Source organism: Limnohabitans planktonicus II-D5 (genome assembly GCF_001270065.2).
Taxonomy (GTDB): Bacteria; Pseudomonadota; Gammaproteobacteria; order Burkholderiales; family Burkholderiaceae_C; genus Limnohabitans_A; species Limnohabitans_A planktonicus.
This window is the reverse complement of record NZ_LFYT02000025.1, coordinates 1-21,726: the sequence shown is the minus strand read 5'-3', so window position 1 is coordinate 21,726 and position 21,726 is coordinate 1. Positions and strand designations below refer to the sequence as shown.

Here is a 21,726-nt window from a genome sequence, read left to right as displayed (position 1 = left end):
GGGCCGCGATGATACGTGAAGGGCCAGCGCCAACTGGCCATTCAGGTCCTCAAAGCGCCCTCTGGATGATGATTTTTTGCACGTCGCTGGTGCCTTCGTAAATCTGGCACACGCGCACATCGCGGTAAATGCGCTCGACCGGAAAGTCGCTCACATAGCCGTAACCGCCCAGCGTCTGTATGGCGGCGGAGCAAACTTTTTCGGCCGCTTCGCTGGCGAACAGCTTGGCCATGGCCGCTTCTTTCAGGCAAGGCCTTCCTGCGTCTCGCAAGCTGGCCGCGTGCCAAATCAGCTGGCGCGCTGCTTCGAGTTGTGTGGCGCAGTCGGCCAAACGGAAACCCACGGCCTGGTGGTTGAAGATGGCCGTGCCAAAGCTCTCACGCTGCTTGGCGTAGTCAATCGCCACATCGAGCGCGCTGCGGGCCATGCCCAGGCTTTGCGCAGCAATGCCGATGCGCCCGCCTTCCAAAGACGACAGGGCGATCTTGTAGCCCTCGCCCTCTTGGCCGATCAGGTTTTCGGCGGGGATGCGGCAGTTGTCGAAGTTGATCTGCGCGGTGTCGCTGCTGTGTTGGCCCAGCTTGTCTTCGAGGCGCGCCACTACATAACCCGGGGCGCTGGTGGGCACGAGGAAAGCGCTCATGCCTTTCTTGCCCGCGCCCTTGTCGGTCACGGCAATCACCACCGCCACATCGCCGTGTTGGCCGCTGGTGATGAACTGCTTGACGCCGTTGATCACGTACTCGTCGCCGTCTTTGACGGCCGTGGTGCGCAGGGCCGAGGCGTCCGAGCCCACCTGCGGCTCGGTCAGGCAAAACGCACCCAGCATCTGACCTTGGGCCAGCGGCGTGAGCCACTGCGCTTTTTGCGCGGCGTTGCCATACATCATCAAGATGGCATTCACGGGGCAGTTGGTCACGCTGATGGTGGTGCTGACGCCACCGTCACCGGCTGCGATTTCTTCGAGCACCAGCGCCAGCGTCACATAGTCCAGCCCCGCGCCGCCCAAATCTTCGGGCACACAAATGCCATACGCCCCCAGCTCGGCCAGGCCCTTGTGCGCTTCTTTGGGAAAGTGGTGTTTCTTGTCCCACTCGGCGGCGTGGGGCCACAGCTCGCGCTGGGCAAAGTCGCGCACGGCGTCACGGATCATCTCTTGGTCGGGGGTCAGCAGCATGTCGGTCTTTCTTTGTCGGTTCACCAAGGCAGCGGTTGCCCATCATGGTTCAAAAATGCGCCACGGTGTTTGGGGTCGCGTTGGGTACGTACGGTCTCCAGCGTCTGGCGCAGGCTGGCTGCGCTGTCTTGTACTTTGACCGGCGCTTGCGGACCGCCCATATCGGTCTGCACCCAGCCCGGATGCAAGGCCACGCAGCCAATTTCGGGAAAGTCATGCTGTGCGCATCGGATGTACATGTTCAGTGCCACCTTGCTCATCCGGTAAAGCACTGCCAAGCTGGTTTCGGTCAACGTCAAACTGCCGAAGTGGCTGCTGATGACCGCAAAAGTACCTGCGGACTGGGCCAGCATGGGCGCCACTTGTGGCAACACCATCATGGGACCCATGGCGTTGGTCTGCATCAACAGATCGAATTTCTCTCGGGTGGGCGGCGAGACTGCTGTGTCCCGATCGCCGACCCCGGCAACATACACGGCCAAGTCCAGTTTTTCACCATCAAGTTGCCATGACAGGCCGCTGTTGCTCGCCGGGTCGGTCACATCCACACGCAAAGTTTCGCAGCCAAGCCCTTTCAAGCGCTCCAATCCATCCGAATTGCGTGCAGTGGCAATGACACGCCAGCCATCCTCTCGGTACTGTCGAGCCAGTTCCAGGCCAATTCCCCGGGACGCGCCAATCAACAAGACTGTTGCCATTTCATTCTCCGTAAGAGCTGCAACTTATAGCGATCAATGTCTGAGCTGTAGGTCGGTGGCTTTAGCCCCGACATGAAACCTTTGCAGGCAGATGTCGGGGCTAAAGCCACCGACCTACGAAAACCAAATTCACACCAATTCCAGCGCCACGGCCGTGCCTTCGCCGCCGCCAATGCACAACGTGGCCAAGCCCTTCTTGAGGCCACGGGCCTTGAGCGCGTGGATGAGCGTGACCATGATGCGCGCGCCGGATGCGCCAATCGGGTGACCGAGGGCGCAAGCGCCGCCATTCACATTGACCTTGTCGTGCGACACGTTCAGCTCTTTCATGAGCGCCATAGGCACCACGGCAAAGGCTTCGTTGACTTCCCACAGATCCACGTCTTCGACCTTCCAGCCCGCTTTGGCCAGCGCCTTTTGAGTAGCGCCCACGGGTGCAGTGGCAAACCACTCGGGCTCTTGGGCGTGGGTGGCGTGGCTGACGATGCGGGCCAGCGGTTTGCAGCCGAGCTTGGCCGCAGTGCTCTCGCGCATGAGCACCATGGCAGCCGCGCCATCGTTGATGGACGAGCTGCTGGCAGCTGTGATGGTGCCGTCTTTCTTGAAGGCGGGCTTGAGGCTGGTGATTTTGTCGAGCTTGACTTTGCCCGGGCCTTCGTCGATGGACACCACACGTTCGCCGCTGCGGTCTTTCACCGTCACGGGCGTGATCTCGGCTGCAAAGGCACCCGACTCGGTGGCGGCCTTGGCGCGCTGCACGCTGGTGGTGGCAAAGTGGTCTTGCTCGGCGCGGGTGAAGCTGTACTTGGCGGCGCAGTCTTCGCCAAAGGTGCCCATGCTGCGGCCGGGCTCGTAAGCGTCTTCCAAGCCGTCGAGCATCATGTGGTCAAAGATGCGGTCGTGGCCCATGCGGTAGCCGCTGCGACCTTTGAGCATGAGGTAGGGCGCGTTGGTCATGCTTTCCATGCCGCCAGCCACTAGCACGTCGTGTGTGCCGGCCACCAGCATGTCGTGCGCGAACATGGCCGCGCGCATGCCCGAGCCGCACATCTTGGACAAAGTAACCGCGCCCGCGCTCTTGGGCAAACCGCCCTTGAAACTCGCCTGACGCGCTGGCGCCTGGCCCTGACCGGCCATCAGGCAGTTGCCAAACAACACTTCGGTGACGAGCTCGGGGCTGATGCCTGCGCGCTCGACGGCGGCTTTGATGGCAGCACCGCCCAGGTCGTGTGCGGCCAGCGCAGAAAAGTCGCCCTGGAAGCTGCCCATGGGGGTGCGGGCAGCGCTGACGATGACGATGGGGTCGTGTGACATGGTGAAGCCTTTCAAGTGTGTGGGTCTTTGTGGATGTCGGCAATGATGAGGTGTTCGCCGGTTTCTTCTTGGGCGATGCGGCGGATATAGGCCACGAAGTCGGGGTCTTCGCCGCGCAGCAAGAGCGGCAAGGACAAACGGAAGTCGTCGCGCCTGCACCACTCGCGCATGTAATCGTCCCAGGAGTTCCAGCGCCGCTGTTCGGTGGCACCCATGTCGTCGCGAAAGGCGATCAGGTAAGCCCGCTCGAACAAGGCGATCAGCATGTCGAAGATGGTCATCATGCGTTCGCTTTGCTCTGGCGTGGGATCGGGCAGGCCCTGGTTGGTGCGCAGCTGCAGATCGGCGTGGTCCAGCACCACTTTCAGGAAATCGTTGTAAGCGTCTGAGAGGTGCTGGTAGGCCTCTTCTTCTTCGTTTTCGCGCTCCTTGCGCTGCTCCAGCCAGAACACCCAAGCGGCATAAGGCAGACCGAACACGGTCACGGCATAACTGCCCATCTCGAGAAGTTCAGCCAAGCTCATGGGTACACGGCGCTCAGCCGCCTCTTGGATAGCGCTTGAGCGCATGGCGAAACACACCCAGCACCTCACCCGGATGGCTCATGCTCACCCCCAGGTCTTTGGCCAGGCCGTCCTTGATGCCGTAACACCAACCGTGCACGCTGAGTTTCTGACCGCGTGCCCAGGCGTCCTGCACCACGTTGGTCAATGCCACGTTGCCCACCTGTTCGATCACATTCATTTCGCACAAGGTGTCTTCCTGCTCGGGAATGCTCAGGTGATCGAGGCGGCGACGGTGGCGCACTTTCACGTCGTGCACATGCCGCAACCAGTTGTCGACCAGGCCCACACGCAAACCACGCAAAGTGGCCAGCACACCGCCACAGCCGTAATGGCCGACCACCATGATCTGCTCGACCTTCAGGACATCCACCGCATACTGAATGACGGACAAGGCATTGAGGTCGGAGTGCACCACCAGATTGGCCACATTGCGGTGCACAAACACCTCACCCGGGTCCAGCCCGGTGATTTGGTTGGCGGGGACTCGGCTGTCGGAACAGCCAATCCACAAGAATTTTGGATTTTGCTGGTTGGCCAATCGTGTAAAAAATTCGGGGTCTTCGCGCTTCATGCGCGCTGCCCATTCGCGGTTATTGGCAAGCAATGTTTGCATTGGTGCGGGTCTCAGCAGGTTTCAGAAAACAATTCGCGTCCGATCAGCATGCGGCGGATCTCGGACGTGCCCGCTCCGATCTCGTACAGCTTGGCGTCGCGCCACAAGCGGCCCAGTGGGTATTCATTGATGTAGCCGTTGCCACCAAAAATCTGCACCCCCTCGCCCGCCATCCAGGTGGCTTTTTCGGCGGTCCACAAGATGACCGAGGCGCAGTCCTTGCGCACCTGGCGTACATGCTCTGTGCCCAGCAGGTCGAGGTTTTTGGCCACGGTGTAGGCAAACGAGCGTCCGGCTTGCAGCACGGTGTACATGTCGGCCACTTTGCCTTGGATAAGCTGGAACTCGCCAATGCTTTGGCCAAACTGCTTGCGGTCGTGGATATAGGGGATCACGTTGTCCATGACGGCCTGCATGATGCCCAGCGGCCCGCCGGTGAGCACAGCGCGTTCGTAGTCCAGGCCACTCATCAGCACTTTGGCCCCGTTGTTCAGGCCACCCAAGATGTTCTCGGCGGGCACTTCGACATTGTTGAACACCAGCTCGCCCGTGTGGCTGCCGCGCATGCCCAGCTTGTCGAGCTTTTGCGCAATCGAAAAACCCTTCATGCCCTTCTCGATCAAAAAGGCCGTCACGCCGCGCGCGCCCAGCTCGGGCTCGCTTTTGGCATAGACCACCAGGGTATCGGCGTCGGGGCCGTTGGTGATCCACATCTTGGAGCCGTTGAGCAGGTAGTAGCCGCCTTTGTCCTCTGCCTTGAGCTTCATGCTCAGCACGTCGGAGCCCGCACCGGGTTCGCTCATGGCCAAGGCACCGACGTGCTCCCCACTGATGAGCTTGGGCAGGTATTTGGCGCGCTGCTCGGGCGTGCCGTTGCGCTTGATCTGGTTGACACACAGGTTGGAGTGCGCGCCGTAGCTCAGGCCCACAGAGGCGCTGGCACGGGAGATTTCTTCCATCGCGATCATGTGGGCGAGATACCCCATGTTCGCGCCGCCGTATTCCTCACCCACGGTGATGCCCAGCACGCCCAGGTCGCCCATCTTGCGCCACAGGTCCATCGGAAACTGGTCATTGCGGTCGATTTCGGCGGCACGGGGGGCGATTTCGGCTTGGGCAAAGTCGCGTACGGCGTCGCGCAGGGCGTCGATGTCTTCACCGAGTTGGAAGTTCAGGCCGGGCAGGTTGTTCATGGTTTCTCCGTTGAGCGTTGAGCGTTGAGCGTTGAGCGTTGAGCGTTGAGCGTTGAGCGTTGAGCGTTGGGCGTTGGGCGTTGGGCGTTGGGTTTTCACGCTGAACGCTGAACGCCCAACGCTGAACGCATCAGTAAGTTTTAGGCACAGGCACCAGCGTCGACTGCATCACAGCACAGTCCGAGCGTTTGCCGCTGTCGTCGATGTGCACCACTTCGGCGGTGGTCACGATGATGCGTTTGCCGGCTTTGGTGACGCGACCGGTGGCGCGAATCTCGCCGCCTTGGAAGTTGGAGAGGAAGTTGATCTTGTATTCCACGGTGGTGACTTCCATGCCTTCAGGTGCCACGGTCAACGCGGCATAACCACCCGCAATGTCCGCCAGCGCGCCAATGGCTCCACCATGAAAACCGCCTTGTTGCTGCGTCACTTTGTCACTGTAGGGTACCGCCAGCTCGACTTGCCCGACGGTGGCCGACAGCAGGCGCACACCCAAATGGTTCATCATGCCCTGACGGGCCAGACTTTGAGCAATGCGTTCATGGGGTGTGGGGGGTGTAGAGACTGTGGTCACGGGCATCACGCTGGACATGAAAAAAATGGGACTTTAATTGACGTTTACGTAAACGTCAATTTTAAACTTCACTCGACGCTCGCTTGCTGAGAGGCCTTGTTCAGCAAGCTGCGGGTGTCCTTTTCGTGCGCCTTGACCTCGTCCAGCGTGGCCTCCAGGTCGGCCAGCTGCGACTCCAGCTGCTGGCGGTGTTCGGCCAGCACGACCAGGAACCTCTTGAGCTGGGGCACCGTGTCGCGCGGGCTGTCATACATGTCGATCAGGTCTTTGGCCTCGGTCAGCGACAAGCCCAGGCGTTTGGCACGCAAGGTGAGTTTGAGACGGGTGCGGTCGCGCGCTGTATACACCCGGTTGCGCCCTCCCGGGCCAGAGCGCTCGGGTTCGAGCAGGCCCATGTCTTCGTAAAAACGGATGGCCCGGGTGGTCAGGTCAAATTCCTGGGCCAGATCGCTGATCGTGTACGTGCTTGCCATGGCGGGGTCCTCACCGTCCTTGCACACCGGGGACAGCCCCCGTCAAGGTGAGCCGCCTAGAATGCTTTTCATGTTTGACGTTAACGTTAACGTCAATGGTGCGAATGCTAACCCATACGAGCTGACCCATGCCCCCTTTGCCCGCCGCTTCTTTGTCAGCCCCGCCCTTGCACTACCCCCTGGACAAACAATTGCCTGAACTGGGCAGCGCCATCGAAGTGGCGCCCGGCGTGATGTGGTTGCGCATGGCCCTGCCTTTTTCGCTGGACCACATCAACCTGTGGCTGCTGCGCGACCGCATGCCCCACCCCGAGCAAGCGGGCGTGCTGCGCGAAGGCTGGACCATCGTGGACTGCGGCATTGACAACCCGGCCACACGCGAGGCCTGGCTGAAGGTGGAAAGCCAGGTTTTGCAAAACCTGCCTGTCTTGCGCGTGCTGGTGACGCACATGCACCCCGACCACATGGGCCTGGCCCACTGGCTGTGCGAACGCTGGAACGCTCCTTTGTGGATCAGCACGGGCGAATTTCAATCGGCCATGCTGGCCTGCTCCGGCCTGTCCAACTTTGGCGGTGACCCTACGGTGCAGTTTTTCGCGGCCCACGGCTGGACCCGCCCTGAAGACATGGCTCAGGTGCGCTCGCGTGTGACTTATTACCCCGGCATGGTGCCCAAGATTCCCGGCGCTTTTGTGCGCCTGATGGCGGGCGACACCGTCAGGATCGGGGAGCGGGATTGGCGCTGCATCAGCGGCTATGGCCATTCCCCCGAACACATGGCGCTGTACACGGACCAGGGGCAGATACTCATCAGCGGGGACATGCTGCTGCCCTCGATTTCCACCAATGTCAGCGTGTACGCCATGGAGCCGGACAGCAACCCCTTGCAGCTGTTTCTGGATTCGATCGGCCGGTTCGAGGACTTGGCGCCTGAAACGCTGGTGCTGCCCTCGCACGGACGCCCATTCAAAGGCGTGGCCACGCGCCTGGCCCAGCTGCGCCAGCACCATCAGGACCGCCTGGACGAGTTGCTGGCCGCCTGCATCGAGCGGCCACACAGCGCGCACGATGCGCTGCCGGTCTTGTTCAGACGCCCACTGGATGTGCACCAGACCACCTTTGCCATGGGCGAATCGGTGGCCCACCTGAACATGCTCTGGCTGGACGGGCAGCTGGTGCGCCACCGCGATGACGATGGCATCTACCGTTTTCGCGTGTCTCAGTCCTGATGAAGGCCCATGGGTGACTGCTTCAGGGCCTGGCGACGTTCGGCGTAATCGGGCATGACTTCACCCACGGTGTCCCAAAAGCGGGGGCTGTGGTTCATCTCACGCAAATGGGCCAGCTCGTGCACCACCACATAGTCGATCTGGCTGATGGGCAGGTGAATGAGGCGCCAGTTCAGCCGAATGTGCCCGTCGCTGCGGGCGCTGCCCCAACGGGTGCTGGCGCTAGACAGGCTGAGCTTTTTCCACTGCACCCCCAACTGGGGCGCAAAGTGATGCAAACGCTGCTCAAACAGGGTCACGGCTTTTTTCTTGAGCCAGGCTTGAGCGGCTTCGCGCACCTGCGTGGCGCTGGCATTGGGCGGCAGACTCACGGGCAAGGTGTCGTCTGGCGACTGCACATGGCTGGGCAACTCTCCCCGGCGCAGCACGCACAATTGCACGGTGCGCCCCAAATAGGGCACCGCTGCGCCATGCGTCCATTCAATGGCCGCTTGAAATTGCTCTGTTTGCCGCTGCCTGGCCTGCTGCAATTTGGCCACGATCCAGACGCTTTTTTCCTGAACTGCGGCATCCACCTCGCGCATGGGCACCCAAGACGGGGCGCGCACCACCAGGCCATCGGGCCCTACCAAAAAGCCAATGCTGCGCCGCCGTGAACGCTCAAAGCGATAACTCACCGGCACGCCTTGCAAAACGGCGTGGCGCGTAGACGTTGGATGGGTAAACCCCTGCGGTGCTATGGCGGGTTCAGGCAAGGCCTTGAGCACGGGTTCTGTGGGCCCCAGATCAGTGGGGGCTGGGGTCTGCCCGGCCGTCACTGGAACAAGGGGGATCAACGCAAGGGGCTGCGGCTTGGGCTGCTGCTTTTGTGACGGTGCGGGCAACTTGCGCTTCTTGGCCTTGGGTGCCAGAGACGGCACCGGGTCACCTCCGGTGAAGAAGTCAAACACAAATTGCATGGGCGTGCGCATGCGAAGGGCCGACTTGTGTTCAGTGCGCGGGGCTTGCTGCGCTGGCCGGGGGGTAGGCCTCAGGGTCGAGGCGGTGCATTTCGGCTTCGATCCAGTTTTCCACTTCCAGCATCAGCTCTTCAGCTTGGCGCCCTTCGCTGGGAATGGCCTTGCCAATCGAGATGTCCACCACGCCGGGGGTTTTGATGAAGGCCTTGGTGGGCCAGCAACGCGCCGACGTCACGGCAATCGGAATCACAGGCACCCCGGCCGCAATGGCCAAACGTGCACCTCCGGTTTTGTACTCGCCTTTTTGGCCACGCGGAATGCGTGTGCCCTCGGGAAACATGATGACCCAGACGCCCTCTTGCATGAGGCGGCGGCCTTGCTGCACCACTTTGGCAAAGGCGCGCGAACGCTGCTTGCGGTCGATGTGGATCATGTCCATGCGCGCCATGGCCCAGCCAAAGAAGGGGACATGCAGCAGCTCTTTTTTGAACACATAGGCCAGGGGGTGCGGCATGATCGCGGGCATCACAAAGGTCTCCCAGGTGGACTGGTGTTTGACCAGCAAGACGGCTGGGTCCTTCGTGCCCTGGGGCAAGTTTTCCATGCCCTGAATGCGGTTTTCGATGCCCAGAATCCAGGTGCCACTGTTCACCGCCAAGCGCAACCAGGCGGCGCAAATCCAGTACAGGCGTGTGCTGCTGATGAAGTAAGAAATCAGCACGACAAACAGCGCCCAAGGCACCACGGTGATGGTCATCCACAACACATGGATCAGAGATCGGATGAAGTTCATGTTGGTGTCGTTGTCAAAGTGAGGCGCGAACCCTTTTCAGAGCCCAGTAAATGATCGACACAGGCGGCCAGATCGGCATGCACCTGTGTACCTGCCGGGAAACCCGGCGGCAAAGCTTGCCCCAGCCATTCAGGATGGCGACCGCTCAGCACCATGTGCGGCACGCAGCCCACCACTTCGGCCACCTGCATGTCGCTCAGGCTGTTGCCAATGCAGGGCACACCGGTCAGGTCCACGCCATAGCGCTCGGCAATTTGCGAGAAAAGACCCGGCCAGGGTTTGCGGCAACCGCAGCCTTCATCGGCTGCATGCGGGCAATAGAAGAAAGCATCGATGCGCCCGCCCACGGCCGCCAGTTTCTTGATCAGGTGGCTGTGCACGGCATTGAAGGCGGCCATGTCAAACAGGCCCCGCCCCAGACCCGACTCGTTGGTCAGCAACACCACATGAAAACCCGCGTGGTTCAAGCGGCTGATCGCCTCCAGCGCCCCGGGTAAAGGCTGCCACTCGTCCGGCGATTTGACGAACTCGTCACCCGTGCGGTTGATGGTGCCGTCGCGGTCCAGGATGACGAGTTTCATATGGGTGTTCATGCGCGCTTGGTGGGGGTGCCAGACTCGGGTCGGCCGATCAAGCCGCCAGACGCGACAAGTCGGCCACGCGGTTCATGGCCACATGCAGCGACTTGAGCAGGCCCTGGCGGTTCAAGCGCAGGTCCATCTCTTCGGCGTTGACCATCACGTCGTCAAAGAAAGCGTCCACCGGGGCGCGCAACGCGGCCAGGGTTTGCAGGCTGGCGGTGTAGTCGCCCGCCTTGAACTGCGCCTCGGACTCTGGGACAAACTTTTGCATCACGGCGTAGAGGTTTTTCTCGGCCTCTTCCTGCAGCAAGGCGGGGTTGACGTGGGCGTCCACCTCACCGGCTTTTTTCAGGATGTTGCCGATGCGCTTGTTGGCGGCAGCCAGCGCCGGGCTCTCAGGCAACGCAGCAAAGGCGCGCACGGCCGACAGGAATTGGCTGACCTGACCCAAACGGGCCGGGCGCAGGGCCATGACGGCATCCACCTCTTGCGCGCTGAAGCCTTGCTCACGCAGGTTGCCAGACAGGCGGTCGTAGATGAAATCGATCAGCACCTCTGCGTTGCCCGAAATCTTGTCGCCGAACACAGGTATAGAGAGGGCCAACAATTCGGGCAAGCCCAGCGCCAAGTCTTTTTCAATCAGCATGCGGATCACGCCCAAAGCGTGGCGGCGCAGCGCAAACGGGTCTTTGTCGCCCGTGGGCACGTTGCCGATGCCGAACATGCCCACCAGGGTTTCGAGCTTGTCGGCCAAAGCCACCACCAGGCCGACGTGGTTGCGCGGCAAGTCGTCGCCCGCAAAGCGGGGCTTGTAGTGGTCTTCGATGGCCTCGGCCACTTCGGTGGACAGGCCGTCGTGGCGGGCATAGTAGCCGCCCATGATGCCTTGCAGCTCGGGGAATTCGCCCACCATGTCGGTCAGCAAATCGGTCTTGGCCAGGCGGGCGGCCTGCTCAGCTTGCTGCGCCAGCGCATCGCCCCCCACTTGCTGGCCGATGGCTTGGGCGATGGCGCAAACCCGCGCCATGCGCTCGCCTTGGGTGCCCAGTTTGTTGTGGTAAACCACTTTCGACAGGCCTTCGACGCGCGATTCGAGCGTCTTCTTGCGGTCCTGGTCGAAGAAGAATTTGGCATCGGCCAGGCGCGGGCGCACCACGCGCTCGTTACCGCCGATCACCAACGAAGCGTCGTCGGGGCTGATGTTGCTCACCACCAAGAAGCGGTTCGTTAGCTTGCCCGACGCATCGATCAGAGGGAAGTATTTCTGATTGGCCTTCATCGTCAGAATCAGGCATTCTTGCGGCACACCCAAGAACTCGGTCTCGAACTGGCAGGTCAGCACATTGGGGCGCTCGACCAAGGCGGTCACTTCGTCGAGCAGGGCCTCGTCTTCGATGGGGCGGGCACCGTTGCCCACCTTGGCAGCCGCCGCTTGGAGCTGGCGCACGATCTCAGAGCGGCGCTCGGCAAAGCTGGCAATGACCGCGCCGTCGCGCTTGAGCACTTCGTCGTATTGGTCAGCGTGCGGCAACACCACAGGCGAGACCTTGGCCTCAAAGCGGTGACCTTGTGTGCTGTTGCCTGCCGTCAGGCCCAACGCCTTGACCGGCACCACGGCGCTGCCATGCAGCGCGATCAGGCTGTGAGCGGGGCGCACAAAGTTGACGCTGCTCCAGCCTGGCAACTCACAATCGGTCTCCAGCTGGTATTGCATGACTTTGGGAATCGGCAGCTTGGCCAGCGCTTCTTCCAGCGCTTTTTGCAGGCCCGCATGCAGCGATGCGCCTTTGACGATGCTGTCGTAAAACAGGGCTTCTGCTTTGCCGTCTGGCGCGCGCTTGAGCGCGGCCACAGCGGTGGCCGGATCGCTCACGTCAGCACCCAGCGCTTGCAGTTTTTTCAGCAAAGCGGGCGAGGCGTTGCCCGCCGCGTCCAGGCCCACGGCCACAGGCATCAGCTTTTGTTGCACGGCCTTGTCGGCCGCTTGTGCGGACACGCCTGTCACATGCGCGGCCAGGCGGCGGGGCGATGCAAACGCGGTCACCACCGCGTCGGCCGCAGCCAACCCTTGGGCCTTGAGTTGTTCGGCCAGCACGCCAGAAAAAGCAGCACCCAACTTGTTGAGCGCCTTGGGCGGCAGCTCTTCCACAAACAGTTCTACCAGCAGATTTTGTGTCGTCATGTTGTTCTCCCTCACGCGGCTTTCTTGGGCATTTGGGCAACCCATTCACGCGGGGCCATCGGGAAGTCCAGACGTTCGCGGCTCTCGTAATAACTCTGGGCCACGCTGCGGGCCAGGTTGCGGATGCGGCCGATGTAGGCGGCCCGCTCGGTCACGCTGATCGCGCCGCGCGCGTCCAGCAAGTTGAAAGTGTGCGCGGCCTTGAGCACTTGCTCGTAAGCAGGCAGTGCCAGCTGTGCGCCCATGAGGTGCTGGGCCTGCTTTTCGTGCGCACCAAAGGCGGTGAACAAAAACTCGGCGTCGCTGTGCTCAAAGTTGTAGGTCGATTGTTCGACCTCGTTTTGTTTGTACACATCGCCGTAGGTCAAGCCATCGGTCCACTTCAGGTTGTAGACGTTGTCGACGCCCTGCAAATACATGGCCAGGCGCTCCAGGCCGTAGGTGATCTCGCCCGTGATCGGCTTGCAGTCGATACCGCCCACTTGCTGGAAATAAGTGAACTGCGTGACTTCCATGCCGTTGAGCCAGACTTCCCAGCCCAGACCCCAGGCACCCAAGGTTGGGTTTTCCCAATCGTCTTCAACGAAGCGGATGTCGTTTTTCTTCAGGTCAAAACCCAGCGCCTCAAGACTGCCCAGGTACAGCTCGAGGATGTTGCTGGGTGCGGGCTTCAAGACGACCTGAAACTGGTAGTAGTGCTGCAGGCGGTTGGGGTTTTCGCCGTAGCGGCCATCCTTGGGGCGGCGGCTCGGTTGCACGTAGGCGGCTTTCCACGGCTCTGGGCCAATGGCGCGCAAAAACGTGGCGGTGTGGCTGGTGCCCGCGCCGACTTCCATGTCGTAGGGCTGGAGCAGTGCGCAGCCCTGGGCGTCCCAGTACTGCTGCAATTTGAGGATGATTTGTTGGAAGGTCAACATGGCCGAAGCGTTGCCAGCAGCGAGCTGGCGAGGGTGGATGGGCGCAGGCTTTGCGCAAACCCTTGATTTTACGGCCTTTGCTGGGGTCAAGCACCCTCAGTTCTCTGCCACTGGAACGATCGTCTTCGGCCCTTAAGCCTTCAAGGTGCCGTCCTGCGTCGCCAGGCGGCCAGCAGCAAGACCACGGCACAGATCGCCCACAAGGGCTTCAGACCCCAGGCGGTGGCCCAACGCGCATAGGGCGTCAAGCCGGTTCGGCCTTCGTAGCTGCCGATCAAGGTGCCACGCGTGAATCGCGGCAGTTGTTGCGTCACACGGCCTTGGTGGTCAATGATGGCGGTGGCGCCGGTGTTGGTGGCGCGCAGCATGGGTCGACTCAATTCCATGGCGCGCATGCGCGAGATGTTCAGGTGCTGGTCCACCGCCAGGGTGTCGCCAAACCAGGCGATGTTGCTGACATTCACAAAGGCCGTAGGCGCTTGCAGGGGGTCTTTGAACCGGGCGGCGAGTTCTTCGCCAAACAAGTCCTCATAGCAAATATTTGGTGCCAGGCGCTGGCCTTGCCAGTGAATGGGGGCCTGATGCAGCCCGCCCGAGCGGAAATCGCCCAAGGGAATCTGCATCTGGCGCACAAACCAGACAAAGCCGGGCGGTATGAACTCGCCAAACGGCACCAAGTGGTGTTTGTCGTATTGGTAAGCGGCTAGGCCCTGCGACCCCAAGGCCACCAGGGAGTTGGTGTAGCCCGCACTGGATGAGCCCAAGGGCACACCCACCAGTGCCAAAGGTCGTCCCGGTTCGGCAAAGTGCTTTTCCAAATCGGGCCAATACGTGGGCGGCAAATGGCGCGGCAGCAACGGAATAGCCGTTTCGGGTGCCACCACCAACGCCTGGCTGCTGCTGCGCAGCCGTGCGTCGTACCACTGCAGGGCATCCCGGATGCCGCTGTTCACATCAAACTTGGCGTTTTGCGAGATATTCGCTTGCAACAACTCGACCTGCGCGGTGCCCGTCGAGGCCGTGAATGCGGGGGACCAGGCTTTCATCCCCCAGCAGAGCCCCCACACCAACGCTAATGGCGGGACTGCACGCCAACCCCACCCCGCCAAGGCCAGCCTCATGGCCAGGCCCGCAGCGAGTGCGCCGATGCCATACACGCCCACCCAGGGTGCCCACACCGACAACATGCCGTCCACATGTGCATAACCGCCTGCGCCCCACGGAAAACCCGTCAGCCACTGGCCACGCATCAATTCGGCCAGTGTCCAAAGCGCAGCAAACAGCGCACTTCGCTGCCATGGCGAAAGGACTTGACGGCCCAGCCCGCTCGATAGACCCACCCATGCCGCCGCTGCCAAAGCGTAATACAAGGCCAGCGCAGCGGCCAGGGCCAGCACGGCGAGCACGGCCAGCACGCTGGGCAGCCCCCCCACATCGTGCATCGACACATAGAGCCACCAAAACGAGCCCGCCAGCCAGGCTGTCGCGAACACACCGCCTTGCCAGGCGGCCAGCCGCATGATTGGCTTGAGACGAAGCCCTTGCGTCTGTGTGATTTGCACCAGCCCTCGGGCAAGCCACAACAGGCTCAGGATTTGCAACCAGCCCTGCGCATGACCGCTGCCGGGCATGGCCATGGATGCAGCCTGCGCGACACCCGCCAAAGCGGGCCAAACTGTTCGCCGTGTCAATGCCTGTCGCCCGCTCATGCAGCCGATTGATGGGGAGACACGGGTGGTGAGGCTTGCGACACCTTGAACCAGCGCACAGCACCTGCACGGGTGTGCAAGACCACAAACTGCAGTCCGGCCAGCAGGTGCTTTTCACCCCGGCGGGGTACATGCCCCATTTCATGGGCAATCAAGCCACCGATGGTGTCGAAATCAGGACCATCGGTTTCTTCACGGGCTTCCTGTAGGTTAACGCCAAAGGCTTCACTCACGCGCTCCAGCGAGGTGTCACCGCTGACGCGAAAGCTCCGATCTGGTAGACCAAAAATATCCCCTTCATCGTCGGCGATGTCGAATTCGTCTTCGATTTCGCCCACGATTTGCTCCAGCACGTCTTCAATCGTGATCAAACCCGCTGTGCGACCGAATTCGTCGATGACGATGGCCAAGTGGTTTCGGTTGTCACGAAACTGGCGCAGCAGGTCGTTCAGACCCTTGCTTTCGGGCACAAACACGGCGGGGCGTAACAGGGTGCGGATGTTCAATTGCGGAGCACGCTGAAGCTTGAGCAGGTCCTTGGCCAACAGGATGCCGATGACGTTTTCTTTCTCGCCTTCATAGACCGGAAATCGCGAATGTGCGGTCTCAATGACCTGGTGCAGCAGTTCGTCAAACGGATCATCAATGGACAGCAGGTCCATGCGCGGTGCAGCCACCATGACATCCCCGGCCGTCATTTCGGCCATGCGGATCACACCTTCGAGCATCAAACGACTTTCGGCATTGATGATGTGGTTGCCTTCAGCCTCGGCCAAAGTCTCGATCAACTCGTCTGCAGAGTCGGGGCCAGGATGGATGAATTCAGCCAGTTTTTGCAAAAAACTGCGTTTGTCTTCGCGCTCGGTAGTGCGCGCAGGGTGAGGGTCTGACACAGTCAAGAAAGGCAGGACATGCTGTTGTGGCGGGGCTCTAGGATAGCGGATTCAGATGACAGTGCGTTATGGACTTGGTTTGTCAGCCCTTGTCGCTGACATGTCTTGCATCACGCACACCTTGCCGAACCTCTTGCAGGGTTGACAACCATTGTCGAAATTGGTGTGCCTGGTTTTTCAGTTGATAGTCAATTTCAGCCATTTGCTCTTGAAGCATGCCGCTGATTTGGCTGTCCAGGTTGGCGGTGGGCAAGCTCAGATAGGCCTCGGTTTCGCTGCCATCGCGCTCCACCTTGGCCCCCGCATGGCGTGCGATCTTGAGCATGGCGACGTTTTCGCTCAAGGCATGGATAAATAACATGCTCACCCCCTGATTGCGGGCGTGTGTGGTGGCATGGTTGAACAGCTTGGCACCAATCCCCCTTCCACGCTGATGAGAAGCCACGGAAACTCCAAACTCGGCGCAGGTGGCCCATTGTGGATCCACTGAATAAGCCAGATGCGCCATGGCCACCAATTCCAGGCGGCGATTGAAGACGCCGAAGATTTCATCTCGTTCAAAATTCAGGCCCGTCACATAGCGCCCAATTTGCTCGTCAGTCGCCGGATATCCAAAACGCAAGTAGCGATCTTGAGGCTGCAATGACAGCAAATGTTTTTGGATGCGTGGTTTGTGCCTGGGTGACAAGGACCGGATCGGCAGCCAACGCAGTCCATGAGAGGCGGTTTGTTTTCGATCTGTTTGACCAGCATCCAATGCACCAATCCATCGCATCCAAAAGCGACGCCAGAATCCGATGCTCTTTGTGTGGGTTTCAGTCATGTGCGGGGAGGTTTCTCTCATTTTGCACGCATTTACGAATTGTGTTTGTGCGCAAGTCCTCCCAGCCTTGATGCTGTTTTGTCGCCTTTGAGACCTTCTCCTTGACTTTCTGGGGGATAGCCCTCTGACACTTGGACGCAGACATGATGACAATGTTTTTATTCACGGAGACGAGCATGGATCGCATTTGGTTGAAGAATTACCCCGCAGGCGTACCACACGACATTGATGCTGACCAATACAGCAGCCTGACGGATTTGTTGAAAACCGCTTTTGAGCAACATGGCGAGAGTCCTTTTTCGGTCTGCATGAACCGCTGGATGTCTTACCGTGAGCTGGATCAGCTCTCGACCGCTTTAGGTGCGTGGTTGCAGAGTCAGGGCCTGCAACCAGGCAGCCGCGTTGCCATCATGCTGCCCAATGTTCCGCAGTTCGCCGTGAGCATGGCTGCGATTTTGCGTGCCGGGTACACCTGTGTGAACGTCAACCCTTTGTACACCGCTCGTGAACTGTCCCACCAGCTCAAGGATTCCGGTGCCTCAGCGATCGTCATCCTGGAAAATTTCGCATCTACATTGCAAGAGGTCATTGATCAAACGGATATTGAACATGTGGTGCTGGCATCCATCGGTGATTTACTAGGCCCCATTTATGGTCGATGGATGACATTTGCCGTCCGCCATCTGGCCAAAATGGTCCCCGAATTCGAGCTGCCCTTATCAAACGGTCGCACTGTGACTTCGTTCAAGAAGGCCATATCCGTGGGAAGCCGTATGTCGCTCAAGCCATGCACTCAAACCCTTGATGACATCGCATTTCTTCAATACACAGGGGGTACGACTGGGCTGTCCAAGGGAGCCATCCTTACCCACAGGAATGTTGTAGCTTCGATTTTGCAAGCCGAAGCTTGGTTTTCTCCTGCTCTGAAAGACATCGGTGATCTCCGAAATGTCAACAGCATTGCGGCTTTGCCTCTCTATCACATCTTTGCCTTGACCTTGTGCCTTCTGGCCATCCGCCAAGGGTCGCACATGACTCTGGTGCCCAACCCTCGGGATTTTGACAAATTCATTGAAGTGCTCAAACAGCGGCCGTTTCACATGCTGCCTGGCGTGAACACCTTGTTCAATGCGCTCATGCAGCATCCGATGTTCAAAACCATTGATTTTTCGACCCTCAAACTTACACAGGCGGGAGGAATGGCCGCATCGGAAGGCACAGCACGCCATTGGCATGCTGCCACCGGCTCCACCATGATCGAAGGATGGGGCATGAGCGAGACCTGCGCCATTGGCACCAACAATCCGGTCACGCATACCCATTTCAGCGGGAACATAGGCCTGCCCTTACCAAGCATCGACATAGCCATCAAGGATGATGCAGGCAACAATTTACCCTTAAACAGTTCTGGTGAAATTTGCATTCGTGGTCCCAATGTGATGACCGGTTATTTCCAACAAGCCGATGAAACCGACAAAACTTTTACTTCTGACGGGTTCATGCGCACGGGTGATGTCGGCTTCATGGATGATCAAGGTTTTACACGTATCGTGGATCGCAAAAAAGACATGATCATCGTCAGCGGCTTCAATGTTTTTCCCAACGAATTGGAAAATGTCATCTCCACCTGCCCCGGCGTCGTGGAATGTGCTGCAGTGGGTATTCCAGACACCATGCAAGGCGAGGCCATCAAGGTATTCGTGGTCCGCAATGATCCTCTGTTGACTGAAGAGGCCATAGCACGGTTTTGTCACGAAACACTGACTGGATATAAACGTCCCAAATACATTGAATTCCGCGAAGAATTACCAAAAACCAATGTGGGCAAAATTTTGCGTCGAGAACTTCGCAACCATACTTGAAGCTTATTAAAAGCTATGTCAAAAAATATTGAGTTGCCAGATGGTGTGTCTGTATTCGAACGCGGCTGGTTATCTGCCAACAATATCTTGCTGTGCGACCATGATCAGGCCACCCTGATTGACAGTGGATACGTCACACACCAATCGCAAACCTTGTCGTTGCTTGAGCGAAGCTTGGGAACTCGCTCACTGGACTTGCTGGTCAACACCCATTTGCACAGTGACCACTGCGGTGGCAACCAAGCCTTGCAAGCACATTATCCGGACATGCAAACCTGGATACCGCCGGGTCAGTCCTTAGCCGTAGCTTGCTGGGAAGAAGATGCTCTGAGCTACAAACCCACAGGTCAAAACTGCCCCCCCTTCAAGTTCAACGCAATCCTGCAACCCGGCGCGGTTCACCATTGGGCTCGCATGGACTGGGAAGTCCATGCCGCACCCGGACACGACCCGCATTCAGTCATTCTATTTGCCCCAGAGCAAAGCCTGCTTGTGTCTGCTGATGCCTTGTGGCAAAACGGCTTTGGGGTTGTGTTTCCTGAACTACAAGGAATAGATGCGTTTGATGAAGTCAGTGCCACGCTTGATCTGATTGAGAAACTGAATCCCGCCATCATCATTCCTGGCCACGGTTCAGTTTTTATGGACGTGGCCTCAGCCTTGTCATTGGCTCGCAAAAAGCTTGATGTCTTTGTCAAAAATCCAGATAGACACGCCAGTTATGGAGTCAAAGTTCTGCTGAAATTCAAACTGCTCGAATGGGGTAGCATCAACCGCCTTGATTTTGATCAGTGGTCTAAGGATGTGCCATATTTAAACGACTTGCATGATCGCTTTGGCCATGGTTATACGCTCAGTACTTGGATCGACATGATGCTGGCAGAGTTACAGCGCAGTGGTGCTGTGAGTGTTGAAGAGGGTTTTCTGCACAACACATAAAAGAAAACGCCCCACCGAACGGTGAGGCGTTTTGGGCTGTTAGAAGCCTGACGATGTCCTACTTTCACACGGGAATCCGCACTATCATCGGCGCTAAGTCGTTTCACTGTCCTGTTCGAGATGGGAAGGAGTGGGACCAACTTGCTATGGTCATCAGGCATAACTTGGTGTCATCTTGACTTGCGTCAAGACAACGAATTCATAGAGTTTCGAATCAGATTTTGGCTTTTAAACCAGGCTATTAACCCGGACTTTCAACCTTTTTTGAATGCGTCAACTTGGCATAACTTCCTTGACCAATGCACATCTTTCAATGTGTGATCAAAGTTATAGGGTCAAGCCGCACGAGCAATTAGTATCGGTTAGCTTAACGCATTACTGCGCTTCCACACCCGACCTATCAACGTCCTGGTCTTGAACGACTCTTCAGGGGGCTCAAGGCCCCGGCAGATCTCATCTTGAAACGAGTTTCCCGCTTAGATGCTTTCAGCGGTTATCTCTTCCACACTTAGCTACTCGGCAATGCCACTGGCGTGACAACCGATACACCAGAGGTGTGTCCACTCCGGTCCTCTTATAAACGTCCCAAATACATTGAATTCCGCGAAGAATTACCAAAAACCAATGTGGGCAAAATTTTGCGTCGAGAACTTCGCAACCATACTTGAAGCTTATTAAAAGCTATGTCAAAAAATATTGAGTTGCCAGATGGTGTGTCTGTATTCGAACGTGGCTGGTTATCTGCCAACAATATCTTGCTGTGCGACCATGATCAGGCCACCCTGATTGACAGTGGATACGTCACACACCAATCGCAAACCTTGTCGTTGCTTGAGCGAAGCTTGGGAACTCGCTCACTGGACTTGCTGGTCAACACCCATTTGCACAGTGACCACTGCGGTGGCAACCAAGCCTTGCAAGCACATTATCCGGACATGCAAACCTGGATACCGCCGGGTCAGTCCTTAGCCGTAGCTTGCTGGGAAGAAGATGCGCTGAGCTACAAACCCACAGGTCAAAACTGCCCCCCTTCAAGTTCAACGCAATCCTGCAACCCGGCGCGGTTCACCATTGGGCTCGCATGGACTGGGAAGTCCATGCCGCACCCGGACACGACCCGCATTCAGTCATTCTATTTGCCCCAGAGCAAAGCCTGCTTGTGTCTGCTGATGCCTTGTGGCAAAACGGCTTTGGGGTTGTGTTTCCTGAACTACAAGGAATAGATGCGTTTGATGAAGTCAGTGCCACGCTTGATCTGATTGAGAAACTGAATCCCGCCATCATCATTCCTGGCCACGGTTCAGTTTTTATGGACGTGGCCTCAGCCTTGTCATTGGCTCGCAAAAAGCTTGATGTCTTTGTCAAAAATCCAGATAGACACGCCAGTTATGGAGTCAAAGTTCTGCTGAAATTCAAACTGCTCGAATGGGGTAGCATCAACCGCCTTGATTTTGATCAGTGGTCCAAGGATGTGCCATATTTAAACGACTTGCATGATCGCTTTGGCCATGGTTATACGCTCAGTACTTGGATCGACATGATGCTGGCAGAGTTACAGCGCAGTGGTGCTGTGAGTGTTGAAGAGGGTTTTCTGCACAACACATAAAAGAAAACGCCCCACCGAACGGTGAGGCGTTTTGGGCTGTTAGAAGCCTGACGATGTCCTACTTTCACACGGGAATCCGCACTATCATCGGCGCTAAGTCGTTTCACTGTCCTGTTCGAGATGGGAAGGAGTGGGACCAACTTGCTATGGTCATCAGGCATAACTTGGTGTCATCTTGACTTGCGTCAAGACAACGAATTCATAGAGTTTCGAATCAGATTTTGGCTTTTAAACCAGGCTATTAACCCGGACTTTCAACCTTTTTTGAATGCGTCAACTTGGCATAACTTCCTTGACCAATGCACATCTTTCAATGTGTGATCAAAGTTATAGGGTCAAGCCGCACGAGCAATTAGTATCGGTTAGCTTAACGCATTACTGCGCTTCCACACCCGACCTATCAACGTCCTGGTCTTGAACGACTCTTCAGGGGGCTCAAGGCCCCGGCAGATCTCATCTTGAAACGAGTTTCCCGCTTAGATGCTTTCAGCGGTTATCTCTTCCACACTTAGCTACTCGGCAATGCCACTGGCGTGACAACCGATACACCAGAGGTGTGTCCACTCCGGTCCTCTCGTACTAGGAGCAGGCTTCCTCAAATCTGCAGCGCCCACGGAAGATAGGG

19 protein-coding genes, 3 rRNA genes and 1 pseudogene are annotated in these 21,726 nt (G+C 58.4%); 4 read left to right on the top strand and 19 right to left on the bottom strand.

Annotated elements, in window-relative coordinates; all coding sequences use genetic code 11:
* Positions 1-49 precede the first annotated feature (49 nt).
* The 8 genes from H663_RS36255 to H663_RS36220 form a co-directional block, all read right to left on the bottom strand.
* Complete coding sequence (locus H663_RS36255; RefSeq protein ID WP_053173539.1) at positions 50-1,177, bottom strand: acyl-CoA dehydrogenase family protein; 1,128 nt, start codon at positions 1,175-1,177, stop codon at positions 50-52.
* Between the two features lie 20 nt (positions 1,178-1,197).
* Positions 1,198-1,875 carry an SDR family oxidoreductase gene (locus tag H663_RS36250; protein ID WP_053172378.1) on the bottom strand — a complete coding sequence of 226 codons (678 nt, stop codon included), beginning with the start codon at positions 1,873-1,875 and terminating at the stop codon, positions 1,198-1,200.
* Between the two features lie 129 nt (positions 1,876-2,004).
* A complete protein-coding gene (locus H663_RS36245) occupies positions 2,005-3,189 on the bottom strand; it encodes an acetyl-CoA C-acyltransferase (protein ID WP_053173541.1) in 1,185 nt (394 codons plus the stop codon).
* An 11-nt stretch (positions 3,190-3,200) separates the two neighbouring features.
* The gene (locus H663_RS36240) at positions 3,201-3,713 is read right to left on the bottom strand and encodes a hypothetical protein (RefSeq protein ID WP_053172380.1); all 513 of its coding nucleotides are present in this window, start codon (positions 3,711-3,713) and stop codon (positions 3,201-3,203) included.
* 13 nt (positions 3,714-3,726) lie between these two features.
* A complete protein-coding gene (gene can / locus H663_RS36235) occupies positions 3,727-4,368 on the bottom strand; it encodes a carbonate dehydratase (protein ID WP_053172382.1) in 642 nt (213 codons plus the stop codon).
* 11 nt (positions 4,369-4,379) lie between these two features.
* The gene (locus H663_RS36230; RefSeq protein ID WP_053172384.1) at positions 4,380-5,561 is read right to left on the bottom strand and encodes an isovaleryl-CoA dehydrogenase; all 1,182 of its coding nucleotides are present in this window, start codon (positions 5,559-5,561) and stop codon (positions 4,380-4,382) included.
* 130 nt (positions 5,562-5,691) lie between these two features.
* Positions 5,692-6,153: a PaaI family thioesterase gene (locus H663_RS36225; RefSeq protein WP_240620552.1), complete on the bottom strand. Its 462-nt coding sequence runs from the start codon at positions 6,151-6,153 to the stop codon at positions 5,692-5,694.
* Positions 6,154-6,203: 50 nt separating this feature from the next.
* Positions 6,204-6,608, bottom strand: coding sequence for a MerR family transcriptional regulator (locus H663_RS36220; protein WP_053173543.1), 405 nt, complete (start codon positions 6,606-6,608; stop codon positions 6,204-6,206).
* Between the two features lie 128 nt (positions 6,609-6,736).
* Between H663_RS36220 and H663_RS36215 the strand changes: the two genes are divergently transcribed.
* Positions 6,737-7,837, top strand: a complete 1,101-nt coding sequence (locus H663_RS36215) for an MBL fold metallo-hydrolase (protein ID WP_053172389.1) — start codon at positions 6,737-6,739, stop codon at positions 7,835-7,837.
* Here H663_RS36215 and H663_RS36210 read toward each other — a convergent pair.
* From H663_RS36210 to H663_RS36175, 8 genes are all read right to left on the bottom strand, one after another.
* Complete coding sequence (locus H663_RS36210) at positions 7,828-8,808, bottom strand: M48 family metallopeptidase (protein WP_053172391.1); 981 nt, start codon at positions 8,806-8,808, stop codon at positions 7,828-7,830. The two genes, H663_RS36215 and H663_RS36210, sit on opposite strands and share 10 nt — an antisense overlap.
* Positions 8,809-8,827: 19 nt before the next feature.
* Positions 8,828-9,589: a lysophospholipid acyltransferase family protein gene (locus tag H663_RS36205; RefSeq protein ID WP_053172393.1), complete on the bottom strand. Its 762-nt coding sequence runs from the start codon at positions 9,587-9,589 to the stop codon at positions 8,828-8,830.
* Complete coding sequence (gmhB, locus tag H663_RS36200; RefSeq protein ID WP_053172395.1) at positions 9,586-10,182, bottom strand: D-glycero-beta-D-manno-heptose 1,7-bisphosphate 7-phosphatase; 597 nt, start codon at positions 10,180-10,182, stop codon at positions 9,586-9,588. Before gmhB ends, H663_RS36205 begins: the two co-directional genes overlap by 4 nt.
* A 37-nt stretch (positions 10,183-10,219) precedes the next feature.
* The gene (gene glyS / locus H663_RS36195; protein WP_053173545.1) at positions 10,220-12,352 is read right to left on the bottom strand and encodes a glycine--tRNA ligase subunit beta; all 2,133 of its coding nucleotides are present in this window, start codon (positions 12,350-12,352) and stop codon (positions 10,220-10,222) included.
* Positions 12,353-12,363: 11 nt separating this feature from the next.
* Entirely contained in the window at positions 12,364-13,269 is a 906-nt protein-coding gene (gene glyQ / locus H663_RS36190; protein WP_053172397.1) for a glycine--tRNA ligase subunit alpha, read from the bottom strand.
* A 140-nt stretch (positions 13,270-13,409) separates the two neighbouring features.
* Complete coding sequence (lnt, locus tag H663_RS36185; RefSeq protein WP_053172398.1) at positions 13,410-14,978, bottom strand: apolipoprotein N-acyltransferase; 1,569 nt, start codon at positions 14,976-14,978, stop codon at positions 13,410-13,412.
* Positions 14,975-15,871: an HlyC/CorC family transporter gene (locus tag H663_RS36180; RefSeq protein WP_053172400.1), complete on the bottom strand. Its 897-nt coding sequence runs from the start codon at positions 15,869-15,871 to the stop codon at positions 14,975-14,977. The genes lnt and H663_RS36180 overlap by 4 nt, the downstream gene beginning before the upstream one ends.
* Before the next feature lie 82 nt (positions 15,872-15,953).
* Positions 15,954-16,694 (bottom strand): GNAT family N-acetyltransferase, encoded by a 741-nt coding sequence (locus tag H663_RS36175; RefSeq protein ID WP_420844062.1) that lies wholly within the window; start codon positions 16,692-16,694, stop codon positions 15,954-15,956.
* Positions 16,695-16,870: 176 nt separating this feature from the next.
* On the opposite strand from H663_RS36175, the gene H663_RS36165 reads away from it, so the two are divergent.
* Together H663_RS36165 and H663_RS36160 are read left to right on the top strand one after the other, a co-directional pair.
* Positions 16,871-18,556: an AMP-binding protein gene (locus H663_RS36165; protein WP_116695911.1), complete on the top strand. Its 1,686-nt coding sequence runs from the start codon at positions 16,871-16,873 to the stop codon at positions 18,554-18,556.
* Positions 18,557-18,571: 15 nt separating this feature from the next.
* Positions 18,572-19,495, top strand: coding sequence for an MBL fold metallo-hydrolase (locus H663_RS36160; protein WP_053172406.1), 924 nt, complete (start codon positions 18,572-18,574; stop codon positions 19,493-19,495).
* A 45-nt stretch (positions 19,496-19,540) separates the two neighbouring features.
* On the opposite strand, the gene rrf (H663_RS36155) is transcribed toward H663_RS36160, so the two are convergent.
* Positions 19,541-19,653: ribosomal RNA gene (gene rrf, locus H663_RS36155) — 5S ribosomal RNA — on the bottom strand.
* A 525-nt stretch (positions 19,654-20,178) separates the two neighbouring features.
* On the opposite strand from rrf (H663_RS36155), the pseudogene H663_RS36150 reads away from it, so the two are divergent.
* Positions 20,179-21,101 (top strand): annotated as a pseudogene (locus H663_RS36150) (MBL fold metallo-hydrolase).
* Positions 21,102-21,146: 45 nt separating this feature from the next.
* Here H663_RS36150 and rrf (H663_RS36145) read toward each other — a convergent pair.
* Together rrf (H663_RS36145) and H663_RS36140 are read right to left on the bottom strand one after the other, a co-directional pair.
* A 5S ribosomal RNA gene (gene rrf, locus H663_RS36145) occupies positions 21,147-21,259 on the bottom strand.
* A 173-nt stretch (positions 21,260-21,432) separates the two neighbouring features.
* Positions 21,433-21,726 (bottom strand): 23S ribosomal RNA (locus H663_RS36140); the annotation flags it as partial.